The organism is Marinobacterium sp. xm-g-48, assembly GCF_013282925.1.
Lineage (GTDB): Bacteria > Pseudomonadota > Gammaproteobacteria > Pseudomonadales > Balneatricaceae > Marinobacterium_E.
Genome location: NZ_WBYQ01000004.1, coordinates 179,125 through 194,555, shown reverse-complemented (window position 1 = coordinate 194,555; position 15,431 = coordinate 179,125). Strand labels below are relative to the sequence as shown.

At 49.6% G+C, this 15,431-nt stretch carries 13 protein-coding genes; 10 read left to right on the top strand and 3 right to left on the bottom strand.

The window, feature by feature from the left end:
• Nucleotides 1-155: 155 nt before the first annotated feature.
• Together XMG48_RS08585 and XMG48_RS08580 are read left to right on the top strand one after the other, a co-directional pair.
• Nucleotides 156-1,376 (top strand): TolC family protein, encoded by a 1,221-nt coding sequence (locus tag XMG48_RS08585; RefSeq protein ID WP_173481649.1) that lies wholly within the window; start codon nucleotides 156-158, stop codon nucleotides 1,374-1,376.
• An 8-nt stretch (nucleotides 1,377-1,384) separates the two neighbouring features.
• Nucleotides 1,385-4,162, top strand: a complete 2,778-nt coding sequence (locus XMG48_RS08580; protein ID WP_173481648.1) for a BamA/TamA family outer membrane protein — start codon at nucleotides 1,385-1,387, stop codon at nucleotides 4,160-4,162.
• On the opposite strand, the gene XMG48_RS08575 is transcribed toward XMG48_RS08580, so the two are convergent.
• Nucleotides 4,159-4,647, bottom strand: a complete 489-nt coding sequence (locus XMG48_RS08575; RefSeq protein WP_173481647.1) for a hypothetical protein — start codon at nucleotides 4,645-4,647, stop codon at nucleotides 4,159-4,161. The genes XMG48_RS08580 and XMG48_RS08575 overlap by 4 nt on opposite strands.
• Before the next feature lie 128 nt (nucleotides 4,648-4,775).
• On the opposite strand from XMG48_RS08575, the gene XMG48_RS08570 reads away from it, so the two are divergent.
• The 4 genes from XMG48_RS08570 (at nucleotide 4,776) to XMG48_RS08555 (ending at nucleotide 8,842) form a co-directional block, all read left to right on the top strand.
• Nucleotides 4,776-5,147 (top strand): response regulator, encoded by a 372-nt coding sequence (locus XMG48_RS08570; RefSeq protein ID WP_173481646.1) that lies wholly within the window; start codon nucleotides 4,776-4,778, stop codon nucleotides 5,145-5,147.
• Nucleotides 5,148-5,151: 4 nt separating this feature from the next.
• Entirely contained in the window at nucleotides 5,152-7,713 is a 2,562-nt protein-coding gene (locus tag XMG48_RS08565; RefSeq protein WP_173481645.1) for a response regulator, read from the top strand.
• A gap of 139 nt (nucleotides 7,714-7,852) precedes the next feature.
• A complete protein-coding gene (locus tag XMG48_RS08560) occupies nucleotides 7,853-8,224 on the top strand; it encodes a sigma 54-interacting transcriptional regulator (protein WP_173481644.1) in 372 nt (123 codons plus the stop codon).
• 78 nt (nucleotides 8,225-8,302) lie between these two features.
• Nucleotides 8,303-8,842 (top strand): helix-turn-helix domain-containing protein, encoded by a 540-nt coding sequence (locus XMG48_RS08555; protein WP_173481643.1) that lies wholly within the window; start codon nucleotides 8,303-8,305, stop codon nucleotides 8,840-8,842.
• Nucleotides 8,843-9,540: 698 nt separating this feature from the next.
• Here the strand turns inward: XMG48_RS08555 and XMG48_RS08550 are convergent.
• Complete coding sequence (locus tag XMG48_RS08550; protein ID WP_173481482.1) at nucleotides 9,541-9,828, bottom strand: hypothetical protein; 288 nt, start codon at nucleotides 9,826-9,828, stop codon at nucleotides 9,541-9,543.
• A gap of 155 nt (nucleotides 9,829-9,983) precedes the next feature.
• Here XMG48_RS08550 and XMG48_RS08545 point away from each other — a divergent pair, with 155 nt between their 5' ends.
• Both XMG48_RS08545 and XMG48_RS08540 read left to right on the top strand, forming a co-directional pair.
• Nucleotides 9,984-11,231, top strand: a complete 1,248-nt coding sequence (locus XMG48_RS08545) for a lipoprotein-releasing ABC transporter permease subunit (RefSeq protein ID WP_173481642.1) — start codon at nucleotides 9,984-9,986, stop codon at nucleotides 11,229-11,231.
• On the top strand, nucleotides 11,224-11,910 hold the full coding sequence (locus XMG48_RS08540; protein WP_173481641.1) for an ABC transporter ATP-binding protein: 687 nt from the start codon (nucleotides 11,224-11,226) through the stop codon (nucleotides 11,908-11,910). Before XMG48_RS08545 ends, XMG48_RS08540 begins: the two co-directional genes overlap by 8 nt.
• Here the strand turns inward: XMG48_RS08540 and XMG48_RS08535 are convergent.
• Complete coding sequence (locus XMG48_RS08535; RefSeq protein WP_173481640.1) at nucleotides 11,897-12,418, bottom strand: DUF2062 domain-containing protein; 522 nt, start codon at nucleotides 12,416-12,418, stop codon at nucleotides 11,897-11,899. The genes XMG48_RS08540 and XMG48_RS08535 overlap by 14 nt on opposite strands.
• Before the next feature lie 119 nt (nucleotides 12,419-12,537).
• Between XMG48_RS08535 and XMG48_RS08530 the strand changes: the two genes are divergently transcribed.
• Nucleotides 12,538-14,742 (top strand): DNA internalization-related competence protein ComEC/Rec2, encoded by a 2,205-nt coding sequence (locus XMG48_RS08530; protein WP_173481639.1) that lies wholly within the window; start codon nucleotides 12,538-12,540, stop codon nucleotides 14,740-14,742.
• 67 nt (nucleotides 14,743-14,809) lie between these two features.
• A complete protein-coding gene (locus tag XMG48_RS08525; RefSeq protein WP_173481638.1) occupies nucleotides 14,810-15,430 on the top strand; it encodes a MotA/TolQ/ExbB proton channel family protein in 621 nt (206 codons plus the stop codon).
• Nucleotide 15,431 lies beyond the last annotated feature (1 nt).

Below are 15,431 nucleotides of genomic sequence, written 5' to 3'. Positions count from 1 at the left end.
TAGTAATGGCGTTTTGATTACCGCGTGACAATCTGTCAAAATAATCTGTGACATATTTGACACAAATGACAAAAAGGAGTATTTTTTGTCACAATCGTGTCAATTTATATTGACTCAGTTAAACCCGCTTCGGCGGCCTAAACCGAGTGTTGGATATGTTTTTTAGAACTGTTTTGTCAGGTGTAACAGCGTCGCTGCTTTTGGTTGGTGCAACCCATGTCTCGGCGCAGACAATGGATGAGTTGCTCGCCGAACTGCGTTCATGCTCGCCGGAGCTGATTTCGAGAGATGCAGCGGTGAGTGTTGCTGCCGGTAATGTCGAGGCGGAAAAAGCTAAACGTCTGCCCAGTTTCTCGCTCTCCGCTAACGGCAAATACTTGGCTGACAGCTCCAATGACAACAGTTTGGATGCGTCAGCGCGCTACACGCTGATGTCTTTTGGTAAGTTTGAAGCGAACGAGGCTTTTGCCGAGCGTAAGTTGCAGGTTGAGCAGCTAAATAGCTATGAGACGGGTCTGCAGAAACTTGCAGAGCTGCTGCAACGCAAGTCCAGTTTCAACCGACTCTCGAACGATATATCTACGCTACAAACCATCGTCGGTATGCAGCAAGAGGTGTTAGATAGGGTAGAGCGTCGCTCCAACGTGGCACTCTCATCTGAGAGCGATAAGAATGCGGTGTTCTCCAAGGTTTGGCAGAACAAAAACCGAATCAATGAGAATCGTCTGCAGCAGCAGTTGGTAAAAACTGAACTGGATCTGCTGGCCTGCACCGAGAATCTGCAGCTGCTAACGCTGGATGTACTGCCCATGGAAGACGGGCTGGCAGACCCGTTGACGCAAGAGTTTGTAAACAGCTCTATCGCCGCGCTGGACGCTCGTTTAGAGAGCAAAGTAGCTGAGCTGGAAGCCAATAAACTGTCGCTACGACCCGACGTGGATCTCGTTGGGTCAGTACCTGTTGATGATACTGCCAAGGACAATTCCAGCCTCGGTATTGAGATGAATGTCTCATACGGCAACATGGGGCGGGTAGAAGCCGCACGTGCTGTGGCGTTGGAAGCGGAAGTGGAGGCGTTGCGCTTTGAACGTGAGGTGAGTAACGCACGTCGTATCCGCAACCTTGTAAGCCTAGAGCAGCGTATTATGGCGTTGCGTGACGAGGTCATCCCGAATCAGCAACTCGCGATTGATACCGTCGGCATGAAACTCGCCTCAAAAGAGCGTCTTTTCAAAGCGGGGCGTGTCTCCCTGTTTGAGTTGCTATCGGCCTATGATGAGCTGCTAAGCGCCCAGCTCGATCTCAATAAATTCCAAGCAGAGCTGCAGCAGGCGCAGATTGATCGTGCCAGCTCGCTGGACTTCATCTACCGCTAGGGTCTGATATGAAGCGCCTCTCTGCTCGCCTCAACCTTCTGCTAGCACTGCTGTTTTCAGCAGTGCCAAGTGCTGTGTGGGCACTGGAGCAGGGCTTTGCCGTAGAGGCGAACTCAGAGGTGCGTCTGAGTGTGAATGGCGAAACGCTGAGCGTTGAGCAACTCTCTGATATGTTCTCGATTGAGCGCGTCGGTGACTTTGATAAATATCTTGCCCTGGAGGGAGCCTTTAATGGCTCTGAAGTGCTCGAACTCCAGGCCTTTGCAGTTGACGCCGCCGGTAACCGATCTGCAGAGCCGTCTCGATTAGAGTTAGCCTCGCTAGACACCACAGCTCCGGAAGCGCCTGAAATCGCACAGATCGCAAACAACTTCTCTGAACGATACACCAACGGTTTTGAACTGCCGGCTGGTTCAGTACCGATTCTCAGTGTTAATGGACTTCTGGTTGAGCAGCAGCACCATAGCGATTGGTTTGAGATTACTCAGGGTGCTGAAGTAGAGCAGTATGTCGCGCGTCCGGGGCTGTTTGATGGCACCGAAGTGGTTGAAGTTGCAGCCTATCAAGTAGACACAATGGGCAATGAGAGCCCAGTCTCTGAGACGCTGACGTTGCTACCCATCGATACGCTATCGCCGGGTGCCCCCAGAATTTTGACGCTTGATCAACTGCTGGCTGAATCGGCGCCGGCTTTTGAATCGGAGCCGCTAGAGATCGTGGTTAGTGCCGATTTGCCGGTGCAGAAGCCGGTTGTTTCCGCTCAATCTGTTATTGCTGAGTCCGTGACAGAAGATGCTGTTGATCTTGCCCCACAGCTTAAGTCAGAAAAACAGTCTGTAATCGCGAAGATGCCACAGCCTGAAGCTGACACAGCTGAGGATCTGCAAGTGGTTGAATCGGCACCTGCTGGCGCGCCAACCAAGCAACTTGACGAACTCGAAGATATCGACGCGCTGGTCGCTCGAATTCTTGATGAGGCGCCAAAAGTTCAGAGCGAAGCCGCTCCAGCAGAGCCTATCGAACTGAATACTCAGGTGCACAAAGCACAGTTGACGGTGACTGCTGTAAGCGCAGTGAAACAGGCTGTTGACCTACCTGTTGAAGCCTTTCAGGCACAAGAGGGGAGGGGAGAGTCTGCAAGTGAAAATCTAGAGCTTATCGACGCCTCCACGACGATTCTGCCCGAGGCTAGGCTTGCAGCACCTGCAGAAACGCAGAACGAGCTCTCGATAACAACCCATACTCCACCAAGCGGTATCAGCCTTATTCAATCCGAGGTGCCCGGCGAAATGTTAGCCGCGACTAACGGCATCGATCCGTTTGAGGTATTGAACGTTCCATATACACCGCCTGAGGTTGATTTAAAGCCCAAACTACCGCCACTTAAACCTGCGCCGATAACTCGGGTGTTCGATCTTCGCACAGCTGACGATACCCAGCGCTTAATCGACTGGATGCGGCTTGAATCAGATGAAATCAGTTGCCCGATATTAGAGACGGCCGACGGTGGAACGCTTGACGAGATTCTTAGTTGCCTCGATCGTTTGGGTTACCCGCAAGCGCAGACGGTTGAGTTACCAGACGGAATACGGATCGATACCGGACAGAAGATGCGCATTGAATCGGTCGGCATCCATCAAGTGCTGGATGCCGAGATTGCGTTGAGTCCTGATTTTCTTGCTGACCTTAACGGTAAACCCCTCAGTAAAGCCGAGCATGTTAAGGCGATAGATCGCCTTGACTATCTCGGTTTTGTGCGTGACGGATCATTTGATTATTACGCGCGCATTCCGGGTGTCTACGATGCGGAAGTCGTCGGTGAGGCGGGGGAGAGCGACCTCAGCGTTGGGGCAAGTTTAACAACAGGCGGTAAGCTTTTTGGGGCGCTCGACGGGCGCCATTTTTTCGATTACCAAGGCTTACGCTACCTCGACTACCGAGTTGGCAGTAATATCGACGGGCAGTATGAGATTGATCTGGCCGTCCCTGTCTATTACAACCTGAACAACCAGCTTGATTTGGAGTTTAGTACCCGCCCACAAGAGTTCCGCTTTTTCGATTCACGAGCGACAGAGCTCAGTTCGCGATGGCGTGATTTTTCAGGTGGAGATGGCCTACATCTGACTGAGATAAAAGTTAGTGGCGAGGTCCATCAGACAGAGGTTAAATCGCAAGCAGCATCGGCAGGGCAATCCGTGGCCGACCAGATGCTGCTCAGCGCAAAAGCGGTCTTTGAGGCGCGGCCCGGTTGGACAGAGGGTGACGGACTGACACTGTCCATCGGGCTCGCCCAGAATTTGGATCGCGGTTCCGGATACGGGCGTACGGATATCGACTACGACACCGGATCTATCCCGCTTGCTGATACTGGCCTAGCTCTGAATGCACGAGTAGGGGCTTCGGCGATTAGCGGTGATATGGCTTCAGTGCCTCTGAGTCAGCGTCTCTATTTAGGGGGCGCTGATTCTGTACGTGGGGTGACCGCCTCATATCTGGGCGGGGAGACAAATCTAGCGTCGAGCGGCGGCTCTACGCGGGTTGTTTCGCAAGTTGAGCTCTCCAAACCGGTTACCCTCTTCGACCAGCAAGTTGACTTAGGCGTGCATCTGGACGCGGGCAGTGTAAGTGGTGGAAATCTATCGCGTGACCGTTCAGCAATCTCTGCAGGCTTATTCGGGCGGGTTAATATCAGTGAGGATACTTCGGTCTATGCTCATCTCAGTCGAGCGAACGTTGATCAGAACGAGCGCTCAGCTTTTGGGCTCGCAATTGTTAAAAAGTTCTAACCTCGCGGCTGTACAATTTCACTTCGGTCAAAATACTTTAGTGGTTCTTGAACGCTCTCTCGCTCATCCTTTGTCCCCCTGAAAACCTGAACTACCTCTACATACTCCAGTCGGTTATAGCTTACTCGCATGGCGAGTTTAGCGTAGGCATCGAAGGGGTTTAGCGCGGGCACATCATACTGAAATTTGCGTGCCTCTTTGCTCGGGGAGAGGGTGAATACATCAATCGAGAAGGACTTCGAGCGTGCCAGTTTTCTGCGCTGCTCGTTACTCTCTGGGAAGAGTTGTCGCTCTATCTCGTGCTGCGATTCCGCGCGTAGATGACCGGTGGCGACTAACGCGCTCACAAAGCCATTTAGCTCCCAGCGCCAATTCTGATCATCAAGTGAACGGGGACACTTATCCAACAGAGATCGAAGGATTTCAGACGATTCAACCCTAAGGTGTTGTCGGATCAATTTGACGATAGCAATCGGTGAAATCATGTAGCCCCCAGACGCACTACCTCCAGATTAGTACAGATTTTTAAAAAGCGCGTTGTGGTAATTACACGTTGATATTTTTCATGGGGTTGGGTCACACTATGGCCCTATCAATGAAGGATTGAGCCCACATGACCCAAGCTATAAAGATACTCGCTGTTGATGACGATGAACTCATCCTAAACTATATCAAGAGTACACTCTCTCCAAACTATCAAGTGATTACGACGCCTAGCGCTCACCAAGCGTTTGAGATGATCATCCGCTTCCGGCCAGATCTGCTCATTACGGACATTGTTATGGATGAGTTAGATGGACTTGCTCTTTCGTCCTTAGTTCGAGTGGCGCGGGGCAGCTCAGATATCCCTATCATTGTCTTGTCAGCGCATGACAATGACGAGATTCGTGCTGAGCTTGCTGAGAACGAGATCAATCTCTTCCTGCAGAAGCCTTGCCGTGCATCTGAGCTGCTTGAGTCTGTGAAAGCGCTTATAGAGGGATGAGCCTTTGAGTGCCGCTAAGTCTCCGCCAAGATCACAGATTACAAGCTACTTATACAAACATCCCTATCTCTTTGTACTGTTAATCGTCGCTGCCTCTATTGCTCTGTCTGTAGCACTCACCCTGCTGGTAGGTGTCGATATCGGCACAAAAACAATACTGTTGCCCGCGATCATTTCGTCGCTAGTAGGCGGGGTTTCTGTTGGATACTCGAGGAAATATATTGAGAAAACTGCACTTTTGTCGTCTCAAGTTGAACTTCTTGACCGGGTAGCGGACTCCCTTAATTTCGCGGTCGATATCATCAAGAATCCAAATGATTCAGCGGAGGTTCTCGGAGATCAGGTTCATCGTTTCCTCGGCGAGCCGGCAGAGTCGCAACTGACCTTTGCGGATTTGGTTGATCGTATTCACCCGAATGACATAGAGGCTTTTACTGTCCGGAATGAAGAGTTTTTCAACTCTGAGCTTCAGGAAGACGGAGTGTTAACGGACGAGTTGGAGTGTCGTATTCGTCGTGTCGACGGTGAGTACAGATGTACACGTATCAACCGTGTGTTGACTGTTCGGGTTGACACACGATTTTGTTACGTTCAGTACTCCGACATTGAGGAACTGAGGCAACGGGCAGCCGAACTTGAAAAGCTGGCCCACGATCGAGCAGATAACCTTGTAACCGTTAGCCACGAGATTCGAACACCGCTCAACGCAATTCTAGGGCTAACGGATCTGATGTTGGCTACACGGCTCACCAAAACACAACAAGAGTACCTCTCGAAGATATCGGGTGCGGCCGACACGCTGGAGTCATTAGTGCGCAACCTGCTGGACTTGCGTCGTTTAGAGAGTGGGCAGTTGCATGTAGAGCCGGAACCCGAGCTAGTTGAAAACTTGCTGGACAACTTTGTGGCGCTGCATCAACCGGTTGCTGAGAACAGCGGACTGCGATTTATGGTCGACTTTTCTCCCATGCTTCCGCGAAAAATCGAGATAGATGCCCAGCTTTTAGGCCAGATCGTCAATAACCTGCTGCGCAATGCGGTAAAGTTTACCGACGAGGGCTTGGTAATGCTCTCTGCCGGCTTCAAAAAGAGCTCAGCCTCTCAAGGAGACCTGGTTATCGAGGTAAGTGATACGGGTGTAGGTATAAAACCCTCGCGTCACGAATCTATTTTCGAGCAGTTTGAACGCGGCGGTGCTGGTAATACAACTGAGGGGGCTGGGCTTGGTTTGGCACTTGTAAAGAGACTCTGTAAGTTGATGGACGGGGAGGTAAGGCTGCAATCTGAATTGGGAGTAGGATCTAAATTCAGTATCAGCATCCCAGTTAAAGTCAGCTATGCCGAACCGATCGTGGATAAAGCTTATCTAAAGTCGATCAAGCGTGTGACGGTGTTATTGGTTGAGCGACGTGGGCTCGCCGCAGATCACATAAAAGCGGTGCTCAAACCTTGGGTTGCAGACGTGCAGGTTGTAGTTGACCTTGATGAAGCGACGGGTGCCCTGGCAAAGCAAGCATTTGATGTGGTTCTCTTTGGACATGTTCTCGGATTGGACCAGTTGGAGCAGTTTATCAACGATCTACAAAGGCAGTTTGGGAATAGGCTGCGTCTGGTTGCGATTTCCAAGCTCGAAGGCTTGAATCCCCGCTTATTCAGTCTAGTAACGGGTGTTGTTGTAGCCCCGTTCAGTCTAAAACAGTTCGCCTGTATTTTGGGCGATACGAGACAGGCTGGCCCACTTGTAGCAGAATGTCATGCCAATCTGGCTGCTGAGGTCAGTTCACTTATTTTGCTGAGAGATCTACGCATCCTTGTGGCTGAGGATAACGAGATCAATCAGCAAGTGATTAGCGAACATTTGCGTCAGCGCGGTGCAGAGGTCACTTTAGTTGGCGATGGTAAGCAAGCAATTGACGCGCTGACTCGCAGCGATTACGACCTTATATTGATGGATATCGAAATGCCTGTGCTCGATGGCTTTGAGGCGACTGAGCGCATCAAAGCAGAGCCGGGTTGGAAAAACATCCCCATTATCCCCGTATCTGCTGGAGTAACTGCCTCGCAGAAAGAGCGGGCCACCAGCGTTGGTATGCAAGGCTTTGTGGGTAAGCCCTACAAAATCGATGAGCTTCTGAGGGCTATTGAAACTGTGATGGTGGACAAAGATTTTGCACCGGTGCAGGCAGATTTGGGCTTTGAAGATGATTCAAACCTCTCTTCTCCTGAATCTAAGGTGTTCGAATTCGCTGAATTCGATTTCGAAGAGGCGCGAGATTACTGGCCGACGTCCGAATCACTAATCTCTAACTTACAACTCTTTATCGAGAAGTACCCTGTTGCTAATGATTTGTTTGATGGCGTGAGTGATGAAGAGTCTGGCAAGCTCGCACACACGTTGAAGGGTGCCGCCGGCTTTCTTGGTATGGCGCGCTACTCAAACCGGCTGAATGAACTGAGCTTGGCCTTCAAAAACGGATCTGCCACTGCTGACATGGTTTCGGATGTTAGGGCACAGCATAAGCGAGTTCTTTCAGAGGTTGAGTCGTTTTTGTCCATGCTTGAGTAGGCATTCGTGACTTTTGCTGTATGTGGTTAGCGACGTTGGCACAAAAGTACGCGAGATCCTCGCTTTTGGCATAAACTGTGCTAAGTTTGTCATATGTCCCTGAAATAGGGCGGCTTAACATGAAATATTGGGGGTTTTCATGTCAACTCAGTCATCACTCGATTACGTAGCAGTTCTTTCTAAAGTTGCTCAGACACCTGACCGAGTCCTCTTGTTGGGCGATCTCGGATCAGGACAAGCCGTAGCAGCCTTTACCCTACACCGCGGCAGCGCTCGCAAAGATCAAGCCTTTGAAGTCATCCGCTGTACTGGACTCACTGAAGAACAGTTTGCTGCAGAGCTCTGCGGTGTTGCCGATCGCTCTGGCGACATTGTTCGTTTGGGTGCTCTGGCAAAATCTGACGGTGGTACCCTTTGTTTGATCGGCGTGGACGATCTTTCCCAGCAGTCTCAAGCTGTGTTGGTACGCGCGCTGGAAGAGTCGACTTATTACCCTGTCGGGGGGGCGTAGCCTGAATTTTTTGACACGCGTATTGTTACCGCACCAACACACAACTTGCGTGCCAAGATCGAGAGTGGGCAGTTTCGCATGGATCTGTACCACCTCCTTAACGAGCAGATTATTCACATTCCAAGTCTTAATGACCGTCGCTCTGAGATGGCTACACTAGTTAGCCATCTGCTCTCAGAACTCGGTGCTGCTGGTCGTATGCTGAGCAGTGATGCGATCGAGCTTCTCAAAGCGCACAAATTTACTGGAGGTTTCCGTGAACTGCGCAACATCCTGAAGCGCGCAACTAGCTGGTTTGATGATGCAGAAATTGATGCAAACATGCTGAGTTACGTCATGTTTGATGGCAAGGATGAGAGCGCTGCGCGCACTGTCTCATCCAATGACTTCCGTCGTGAGCGTGTCGTTAAAAGCATCGAACCGACTGCCAACGCTGAACCGATCTCGGCCAGGCCTGTACCACCGCCTGCTACTGGATCACTGAGCTTGAAAGAGCAGGAGCGTCAGTACTGGGAGGGCTTGATGCACCAGGTGCAGGGCAATAAGCAGAAAGCTGCTGACATCGCCGGCATTAGTCTTCGGACGCTCTACCGTCGATTGGAGTCTGCGGGGCTTTAATTCATAGGGGTTAGACCCCGTTTTTCGCTAAACCAATTTCTTAGAAGCCGAATTAAGCGGATATTGAAGGTAATAAGGCTCTATAAATAGTTTTAAAGGTAATTAGGGGGATTACAAGTACCTTAGCCGCACACACTAAGCTAGCAAGAACGATAATAAAACTGCAAATAAAAATTGGAAGAAAGACTTTCCCGAGACCTCATAACAAGATTACCAACGCGGTGCCCGCTATAACGACATTAATGCCCGCAATGTGCCGACTCCAGTAGATCACACCTTCCGTCCGCTTTAGGGAAATCTCTCCGGTTGCGAAAGAGCTGCTATGTGCGCCTTGCAGCTATCAGAAAAATGGCAGCTAATGTCCGGAATTTGCGCAGTCGTTCCCAAATTTATCGAGATCACTTGTTCACGCGGTTCCAGGGGTTAAAGCACGTTCTTCAATTCCGAGCAGCTAAATGCCAATCCCGATACTTGAAGTCATTTGTTTCGCTTCGTTCGTTAGCTGGGCTAACGTCCGCTTCTGAGGATTTTTTCAGTAGCCTTTGGGTCGCTGTTTACACTTTGCAACTATTCGTTGTTTTAGGATAGGGTCTGGAATGTGCCGGTTTCAGCCTTTTATTTAATGAAAAAATTTACTACTGAATCAGTGTCTAGTCTTACCAAAGAAAGCATAGCGAGCAGCTAATTCGCTAGGTTAATTACTTCTGCTTGGTTTCTGAGTCATTCTGATAGTAGCTATCTTCATAGTACCTCCCCTTGATGGCTAGTACCTTTTCTAACCAGCGGTTGTAGTGTTTCCATATGAAGAAACCAGGTGTCATTACCACCATGATAGCGACCATTAAGCCTGCGCCTTTATGAGATTCTGGGAACTGTTCTGTAATCAGACTGAATAGTGATAGTCGCTCAGCGACTAGGTACCAACAGCCCAAGCCAATCAGGCCAACGGCTATTCCAATGTGGTGAAGTTTTTTACTGTCGAGCATGTTTTTCAGAACCCCAAAGATAAGCTGTGCTGAGAATAGAGGTTTCAAGGGCGATTTTAAATGTTAATCGCGAAATACTCCCTGAATTAGGTTCACTCAAGCGGTCAGAATTGTTAACTTATGCTTCAATTCATTATCCAGGAAATCGCCAGTCGATGTTCAATCCCTTTTCTCTTTTTGTTGGCTGGCGCTACACCCGAGCAAACCGCTCGAACTACTTCATATCCTTTATCAGTTTAGTTTCTACGCTCGGACTGATGCTCGGTGTGGCCGCATTGATTCTAGTACTGAGTGTCATGAACGGCTTTGATCGTGAGTTGAAAGAGCGGATACTTGGTATGGTTCCACAGGCTACTATCAATGGTTACAACGCTCCGTTAGATAAATGGCAACCACTACGTGAAACGCTTTTGACTGCGTCTGACGTCGAGGGGGTGGCACCCTTTGTTCAGGCACAAGGGATGCTGACCGCCTCCGGTCGTGTCCAGCCTGTATTGGTATCGGGTATTGATCCAAAACTGGAAGAGAGTGTTTCGATAGCCGCCGGTCAGATGACTCTTGGTGACCTGAACTCACTTGAAGCTGGGAAATATCAGATTGTTTTGGGGGAGCTTCTTGCTAAGTTTTTAGGCGTATCGGTCGGTGATAAGGTCAATCTGGTTTTGCCTGAAGCGTCAGTGAGTGTGGCCGGTGTTATTCCGCGTTTAAAACGCTTTACTGTGTCCGGTATTTTCTCAGTCGGTGCTGAGTTAGATGCCAATTTTGCTTTTGTTCACCTTCAGGATGCAGCCCGCTTGAAACGAATTAAGGGTGACGCCGTTGAAGGGCTTAGGATTAAATTCAATGACCTGTTCAGTGCGCCTACACGAGTCTATGAACTTGCCCGAGAGTTGAACCATCCAGTCTACACCTCTGACTGGACTCGAACTCATGGCAATCTATTTCAAGCGATTCAGCTAGAGAAACGAATGATCGGACTGCTTCTGTTTCTGATCGTCTTTGTTGCCGGCTTTAACATCGTCTCGACGCTGGTTATGGTCGTTACCGATAAGCGCTCCGACATCGCAATATTGCGCACTCTGGGCGCGAAGCCAGGGATGATATTGAGGATCTTTATGATTCAAGGATCCCTTATAGGGTTGCTAGGGACTCTGCTTGGAGCCATTTTAGGCATTATTTTAGCGCTGACTGTCTCTGATCTGGTGGCTTGGATAGAGTCGGTGTTAGGTATTCAATTCCTCTCTTCGGAGGTCTACTTCATCAGCTATCTACCCTCTGAGCTTCAATTAGGGGATGTCTCGCTGGTGATTGGTGTGACTCTTGCGATGAGCTTCCTAGCCACGCTCTATCCTGCTTGGCGCGCGGCTAAGGTTGAACCTGCGGAGGCGCTTCGATATGAGTAATGTCTTGGTTGCAAACCAGCTATGCCGCTCTTTTGATGAAGCGGAGCGTCAATTGATCATCATTAATGATCTGAACCTGTCTGTAGCTGCCGGTGAGCGTCTGGCCATCATCGGCTCCTCGGGTAGTGGTAAGAGTACGTTGCTCAACCTATTGGCGGGGCTGGATACACCAACCGCTGGTGAGGTGGTTATCGCAGGTGAATCGATTGGTCGGCTTTCCGAGCATCGCCGCGCTGAACTGCGTAACTCGCAACTCGGTTTTGTGTTTCAGTTTCACCACCTGCTGCCGGAGTTTTCTGCGTTAGAGAACATTGCCATACCTCAACTGTTGGCGGGGGTATCTGTTGATGCCGCTCAGAAGCGTGCAGCTTATCTTCTTGATCAGGTAGGTCTCTCATCACGTGCTCAACATAAACCCGCCAAGTTGAGTGGGGGAGAGCGCCAACGCGTCGCGATTGCCCGTGCTTTGGCAAACACACCCGCCTGTGTTTTGATGGATGAACCTACCGGTAATCTTGATCCTCATACCGCCGAAGATGTTGAGCAGCATCTACTGAGACTCAATCAGGAGCAGGGCGTGGCACAGATTGTCGTCACTCATGATCATGCGTTGGCAAAACGGATGGATCGTGTGCTTGAATTGAAAGAGGGGCGTTTAGTCGAGACTAGTGTTTGCTAGCACGAGCCTTTAGTAAACGTTTCTGCCAACGGCGTCGCACTTGCCAAATCCACAAGCGGTTGATGGCTATATAACTGATCCCAGACAATAGCAATCCACAGATAAGAGAGCCCGTCAGCAGGGGCCACCAGATCGTTGCGAGCTCTGAGTGGATGGTGTGTAACTCCCAACTGATGTTGACCGGCGGCGTTCCTAAAATCCAAGCCCCAATCTTATAGGTCGTATAAAAAATAGGTGGCATGGTGATAGGGTTGGTTAACCAAACGAGCCCGATCGAAATGGGTAGGTTTGAGCCAATCCAGAGTGCCAAAAAAGCGGCCACAAGCATCTGACCAGGAATGGGAAGAAAAGCACAGAAAATACCCACCAAGAACGCTTTAGCGGCGGACTTTCGAGTCAAATGGAATAGGTCTGGGTTGTGCAGATGTTCACCAAGCCATTTAAGATGCTTATGACTTTTTAAAGCATCCTGTTTCGGCATGTAACGCTTTAACAGCTTACGTGGCATCCCTGAACAACCTATGAAATTATTTGGAAGTCAGATTATGCCCTTCGATTATTAATAAACCAACCTGCTATTACTGAAACTTCTGCTAGATTGAATAAATAATTTGGCTTGGATCAAGGATGATCAGTTTTCTCTTAGCAGTGCTCGGGCACGCCTATCTACCCTCTATCAGTTGGGGATCCTATTTTTTTATTATCTTAACCCTAGGAACGGTTGGCCTGTGGTGGGGCTCTACTACACTTAGATCTCATCTGCTGTTTGCTCTAATAGGTTTTGTGGTGGCCCAGTGGCATGCAGTCGATGGGCTCTCTAAAACCTTACCAATAAGCGTTGAGCCAGAAGAGTTTGAGATTGAAGGGACAGTCATCAACTTACAGCCTCAGGGTTCAGGGGGCTTTCAATCGCTGCTATTGGATATAGAGAGTGCACCTGTTCAATTGATGAGAGTCGAGCGTGTGCGACTTGGGCTATACGACTCTGAGGTGAGAATAGCGGCTGGCGATCGCATTAAAGTGCTGGCCAAGGTGGGTCCACTGAATGCCTACCAAAATGAGTTCAGTCCGGATCGACGCAGAAGAGAGTTTGCACAGGGGATCGGCGGGTCAGGGTATGTCAAACAGCTGATAAAACATGAGCAGAATAGTTCCATTCGGCAACGGGTACATGATTGGCTACATCATAATATGAGCCAATCGACATCCGCTCTGATGTCCGCCCTTGTTTTGGGTTACAGAGGAGATCTAGATGACAGTCAGTGGGAGCTTCTTAGGGTCAGTGGAACCGTCCATTTAGCGGTTGTTAGCGGATTACATCTAGGGGTGATGTGTTTAACAGGCCTTCTATTGGGTAGGTTGGTTGTGGTGACGATCCAGTACTTGGGTGTTAGGCCCAACTCGATAATACAAACCCTGCCCGTTTTATGTGCGATCAGTTTAGCCTCTTTTTATCTCTGGTTTGGTGGCTTTGGTGTGCCGCTTCAGAGAGCTTGGATCATGGCGATCTGCTTGTTGCTGCCGCAGTTGTTTGCAAGGCGAATAGACCCCATGAAACGACTTAAAATTGCACTTTTTTTGGTACTGGTTTATGAGCCTCTATCGATTTTAGAGATCGGCTTTTGGCTTTCGTTCAGTCTGGTAGGGTTGTTGATTCAGTTCGCCAATTGGCGCAATGGCTACTCAAGGCTGATACAGATCTTCGCAGTACAGCTCTTTTTAACCCTATTAATGTTGCCAATTCTGCTCTTTGGCTTAGGGCAGTTTAACTTGGGTGGTGCACTGTCCAACCTTTGGGCGATCCCCTATGTCTCACTCTTTGTTGCACTGTTACCCCTAACGCTAGCGCTGGTTGGAATCTTTGAGCCGATCTTGGCGTTCTATGAAATTTGGGCTTCAGGGTTTTGGCATGGACTCTCTTTCCATTCGCTAGTTGGTTTGCATGCTCAGTGGCAAACTCCCGCGATATTTGGACTCTTCGTGAGTTTGCTTGCTCTGGTTTTGCTGTTTCTACCTGGACGTCTCAAAGTGTTGAGTCTACTGCTTCTGCTGCCGTTGCTCACTCCCAAACAGAATCGGCCCGATGCGAGTGAGTTTGTCGTTCGTCTACTGGATGTGGGACAGGGTCTATCAATCTTAATTGAGACCCGAGAGGGAGTGACGGTCTATGATTTAGCGGCTAAAAGTCGAAGCGGTTGGATCGCAGCTCAAGCTACTCTCTTTCCAACTCTCAGGGCTCTAGGCTACAGAGAGTTAGACCTGATTGTTAGTCATTCAGACGTTGATCACAGTGGAGGCTTAGAGAGAACCTTGAAGCAGTTTTCAGTACCACGATTCTATTCAGGCCAGCCCGCTTTAACGGGAGGCACTGCCTGTGCATCACAAAACTGGAAAAAGGGGGAGGTTCGTTTTCAGCTCTATGCCCTAAAGAACCAGCAATCCGATAATGATCAAAGTTGTGTTCTGCACATCGAAAATGGTCGTTGCTCAATATTGATTGCAGGAGATATGTCCAGCCGTGCAGAAATCGAGTTGCTCAATCAGCATCGATTAGCCCCTGTGACTTGGTTGGTCTTATCCCACCACGGTAGCCATAGCTCTTCTTCAGGTGTCTGGTTGGATCAACTTTTGCCGGAGGCTGCGATCGCATCGCGAGGCAAACACAATCGTTTTGGGCATCCTAATGAGTCAGTAAAACAGCGATTGGCCGATCGAGGCATCACCCTTTTGGATACAGCGGAGCAGGGTGAAATAGTATTAACAGCGACCCAAGATCAGTGTCTAAGTGACTCTTTTGCAAACTTATATCCCCGTTATTGGCGAACTCATTAATGCTGCGATACTATGGGATTTTTATAGGCCGTCTAGGCTGGTCAATCTGTCTTTTTGAGGTTTTTCGTTGTTAGAGTTAATTTCCGCTGGTGGTTGGTTGATGCTACCGATTTTAGCCTGTTCAATTCTTGCACTTGCTATCACGGTTGAGCGTTTGATGGCCTTAAGGGCTGATAGGATTTTACCACCGGGTCTGCTAGCCGATGTCTGGGGGCTCTATAAAGGTGGGCAGCTGACTAATGATCGTCTCAAAGAGATCAGAGAGGCGAGTGCATTAGGATCACTGATTGTCGCTGGATTGATTAACGCGGGCTCCGGTCGCGATGTGATGAAAGAGTCCATTACCGATGCAGCCAGTGACGCCATTCATCAGATGGATAGATTTTTAAACAGTCTAGGTACTGTCGCGGTCATTACCCCTCTGTTGGGTCTGTTAGGGACTGTGATCGGCATGATTAAAGTCTTCTCCCAGATCATGATTTCCGGCACGGGTAACGCTAACCTTTTGGCCGGAGGTATCTCCGAAGCCCTGATCACAACAGCAGCCGGTTTGACAGTTGCCATCCCTGCGTTGGTAGCGCACCGCTTCTTGCAACGTCGTGTATCGACGCTGGTGTTGGCAATGGAGCAGGAGTCGGTCAAGTTGGTCGATATTATCCATGGTGATCGCAAAGTGGATCTTAAATAGG

Excerpts from the sequence above, each read along its gene's own strand:
- XMG48_RS08560 (WP_173481644.1), top strand. The coding sequence starts at position 7,853 with ATGTCAACTCAGTCATCACTCGATTACGTAGCAGTTCTTTCTAAAGTT.
- XMG48_RS08535 (WP_173481640.1), bottom strand. The coding sequence starts at position 12,418 with ATGCCACGTAAGCTGTTAAAGCGTTACATGCCGAAACAGGATGCTTTA.
- XMG48_RS08550 (WP_173481482.1), bottom strand. The coding sequence starts at position 9,828 with ATGCTCGACAGTAAAAAACTTCACCACATTGGAATAGCCGTTGGCCTG.
- XMG48_RS08585 (WP_173481649.1), top strand. The coding sequence starts at position 156 with ATGTTTTTTAGAACTGTTTTGTCAGGTGTAACAGCGTCGCTGCTTTTG.
- XMG48_RS08575 (WP_173481647.1), bottom strand. The coding sequence starts at position 4,647 with ATGATTTCACCGATTGCTATCGTCAAATTGATCCGACAACACCTTAGG.
- XMG48_RS08540 (WP_173481641.1), top strand. The coding sequence starts at position 11,224 with ATGAGTAATGTCTTGGTTGCAAACCAGCTATGCCGCTCTTTTGATGAA.
- XMG48_RS08570 (WP_173481646.1), top strand. The coding sequence starts at position 4,776 with ATGACCCAAGCTATAAAGATACTCGCTGTTGATGACGATGAACTCATC.
- XMG48_RS08555 (WP_173481643.1), top strand. The coding sequence starts at position 8,303 with ATGGATCTGTACCACCTCCTTAACGAGCAGATTATTCACATTCCAAGT.
- XMG48_RS08545 (WP_173481642.1), top strand. The coding sequence starts at position 9,984 with ATGTTCAATCCCTTTTCTCTTTTTGTTGGCTGGCGCTACACCCGAGCA.
- XMG48_RS08530 (WP_173481639.1), top strand. The coding sequence starts at position 12,538 with ATGATCAGTTTTCTCTTAGCAGTGCTCGGGCACGCCTATCTACCCTCT.
- XMG48_RS08580 (WP_173481648.1), top strand. The coding sequence starts at position 1,385 with ATGAAGCGCCTCTCTGCTCGCCTCAACCTTCTGCTAGCACTGCTGTTT.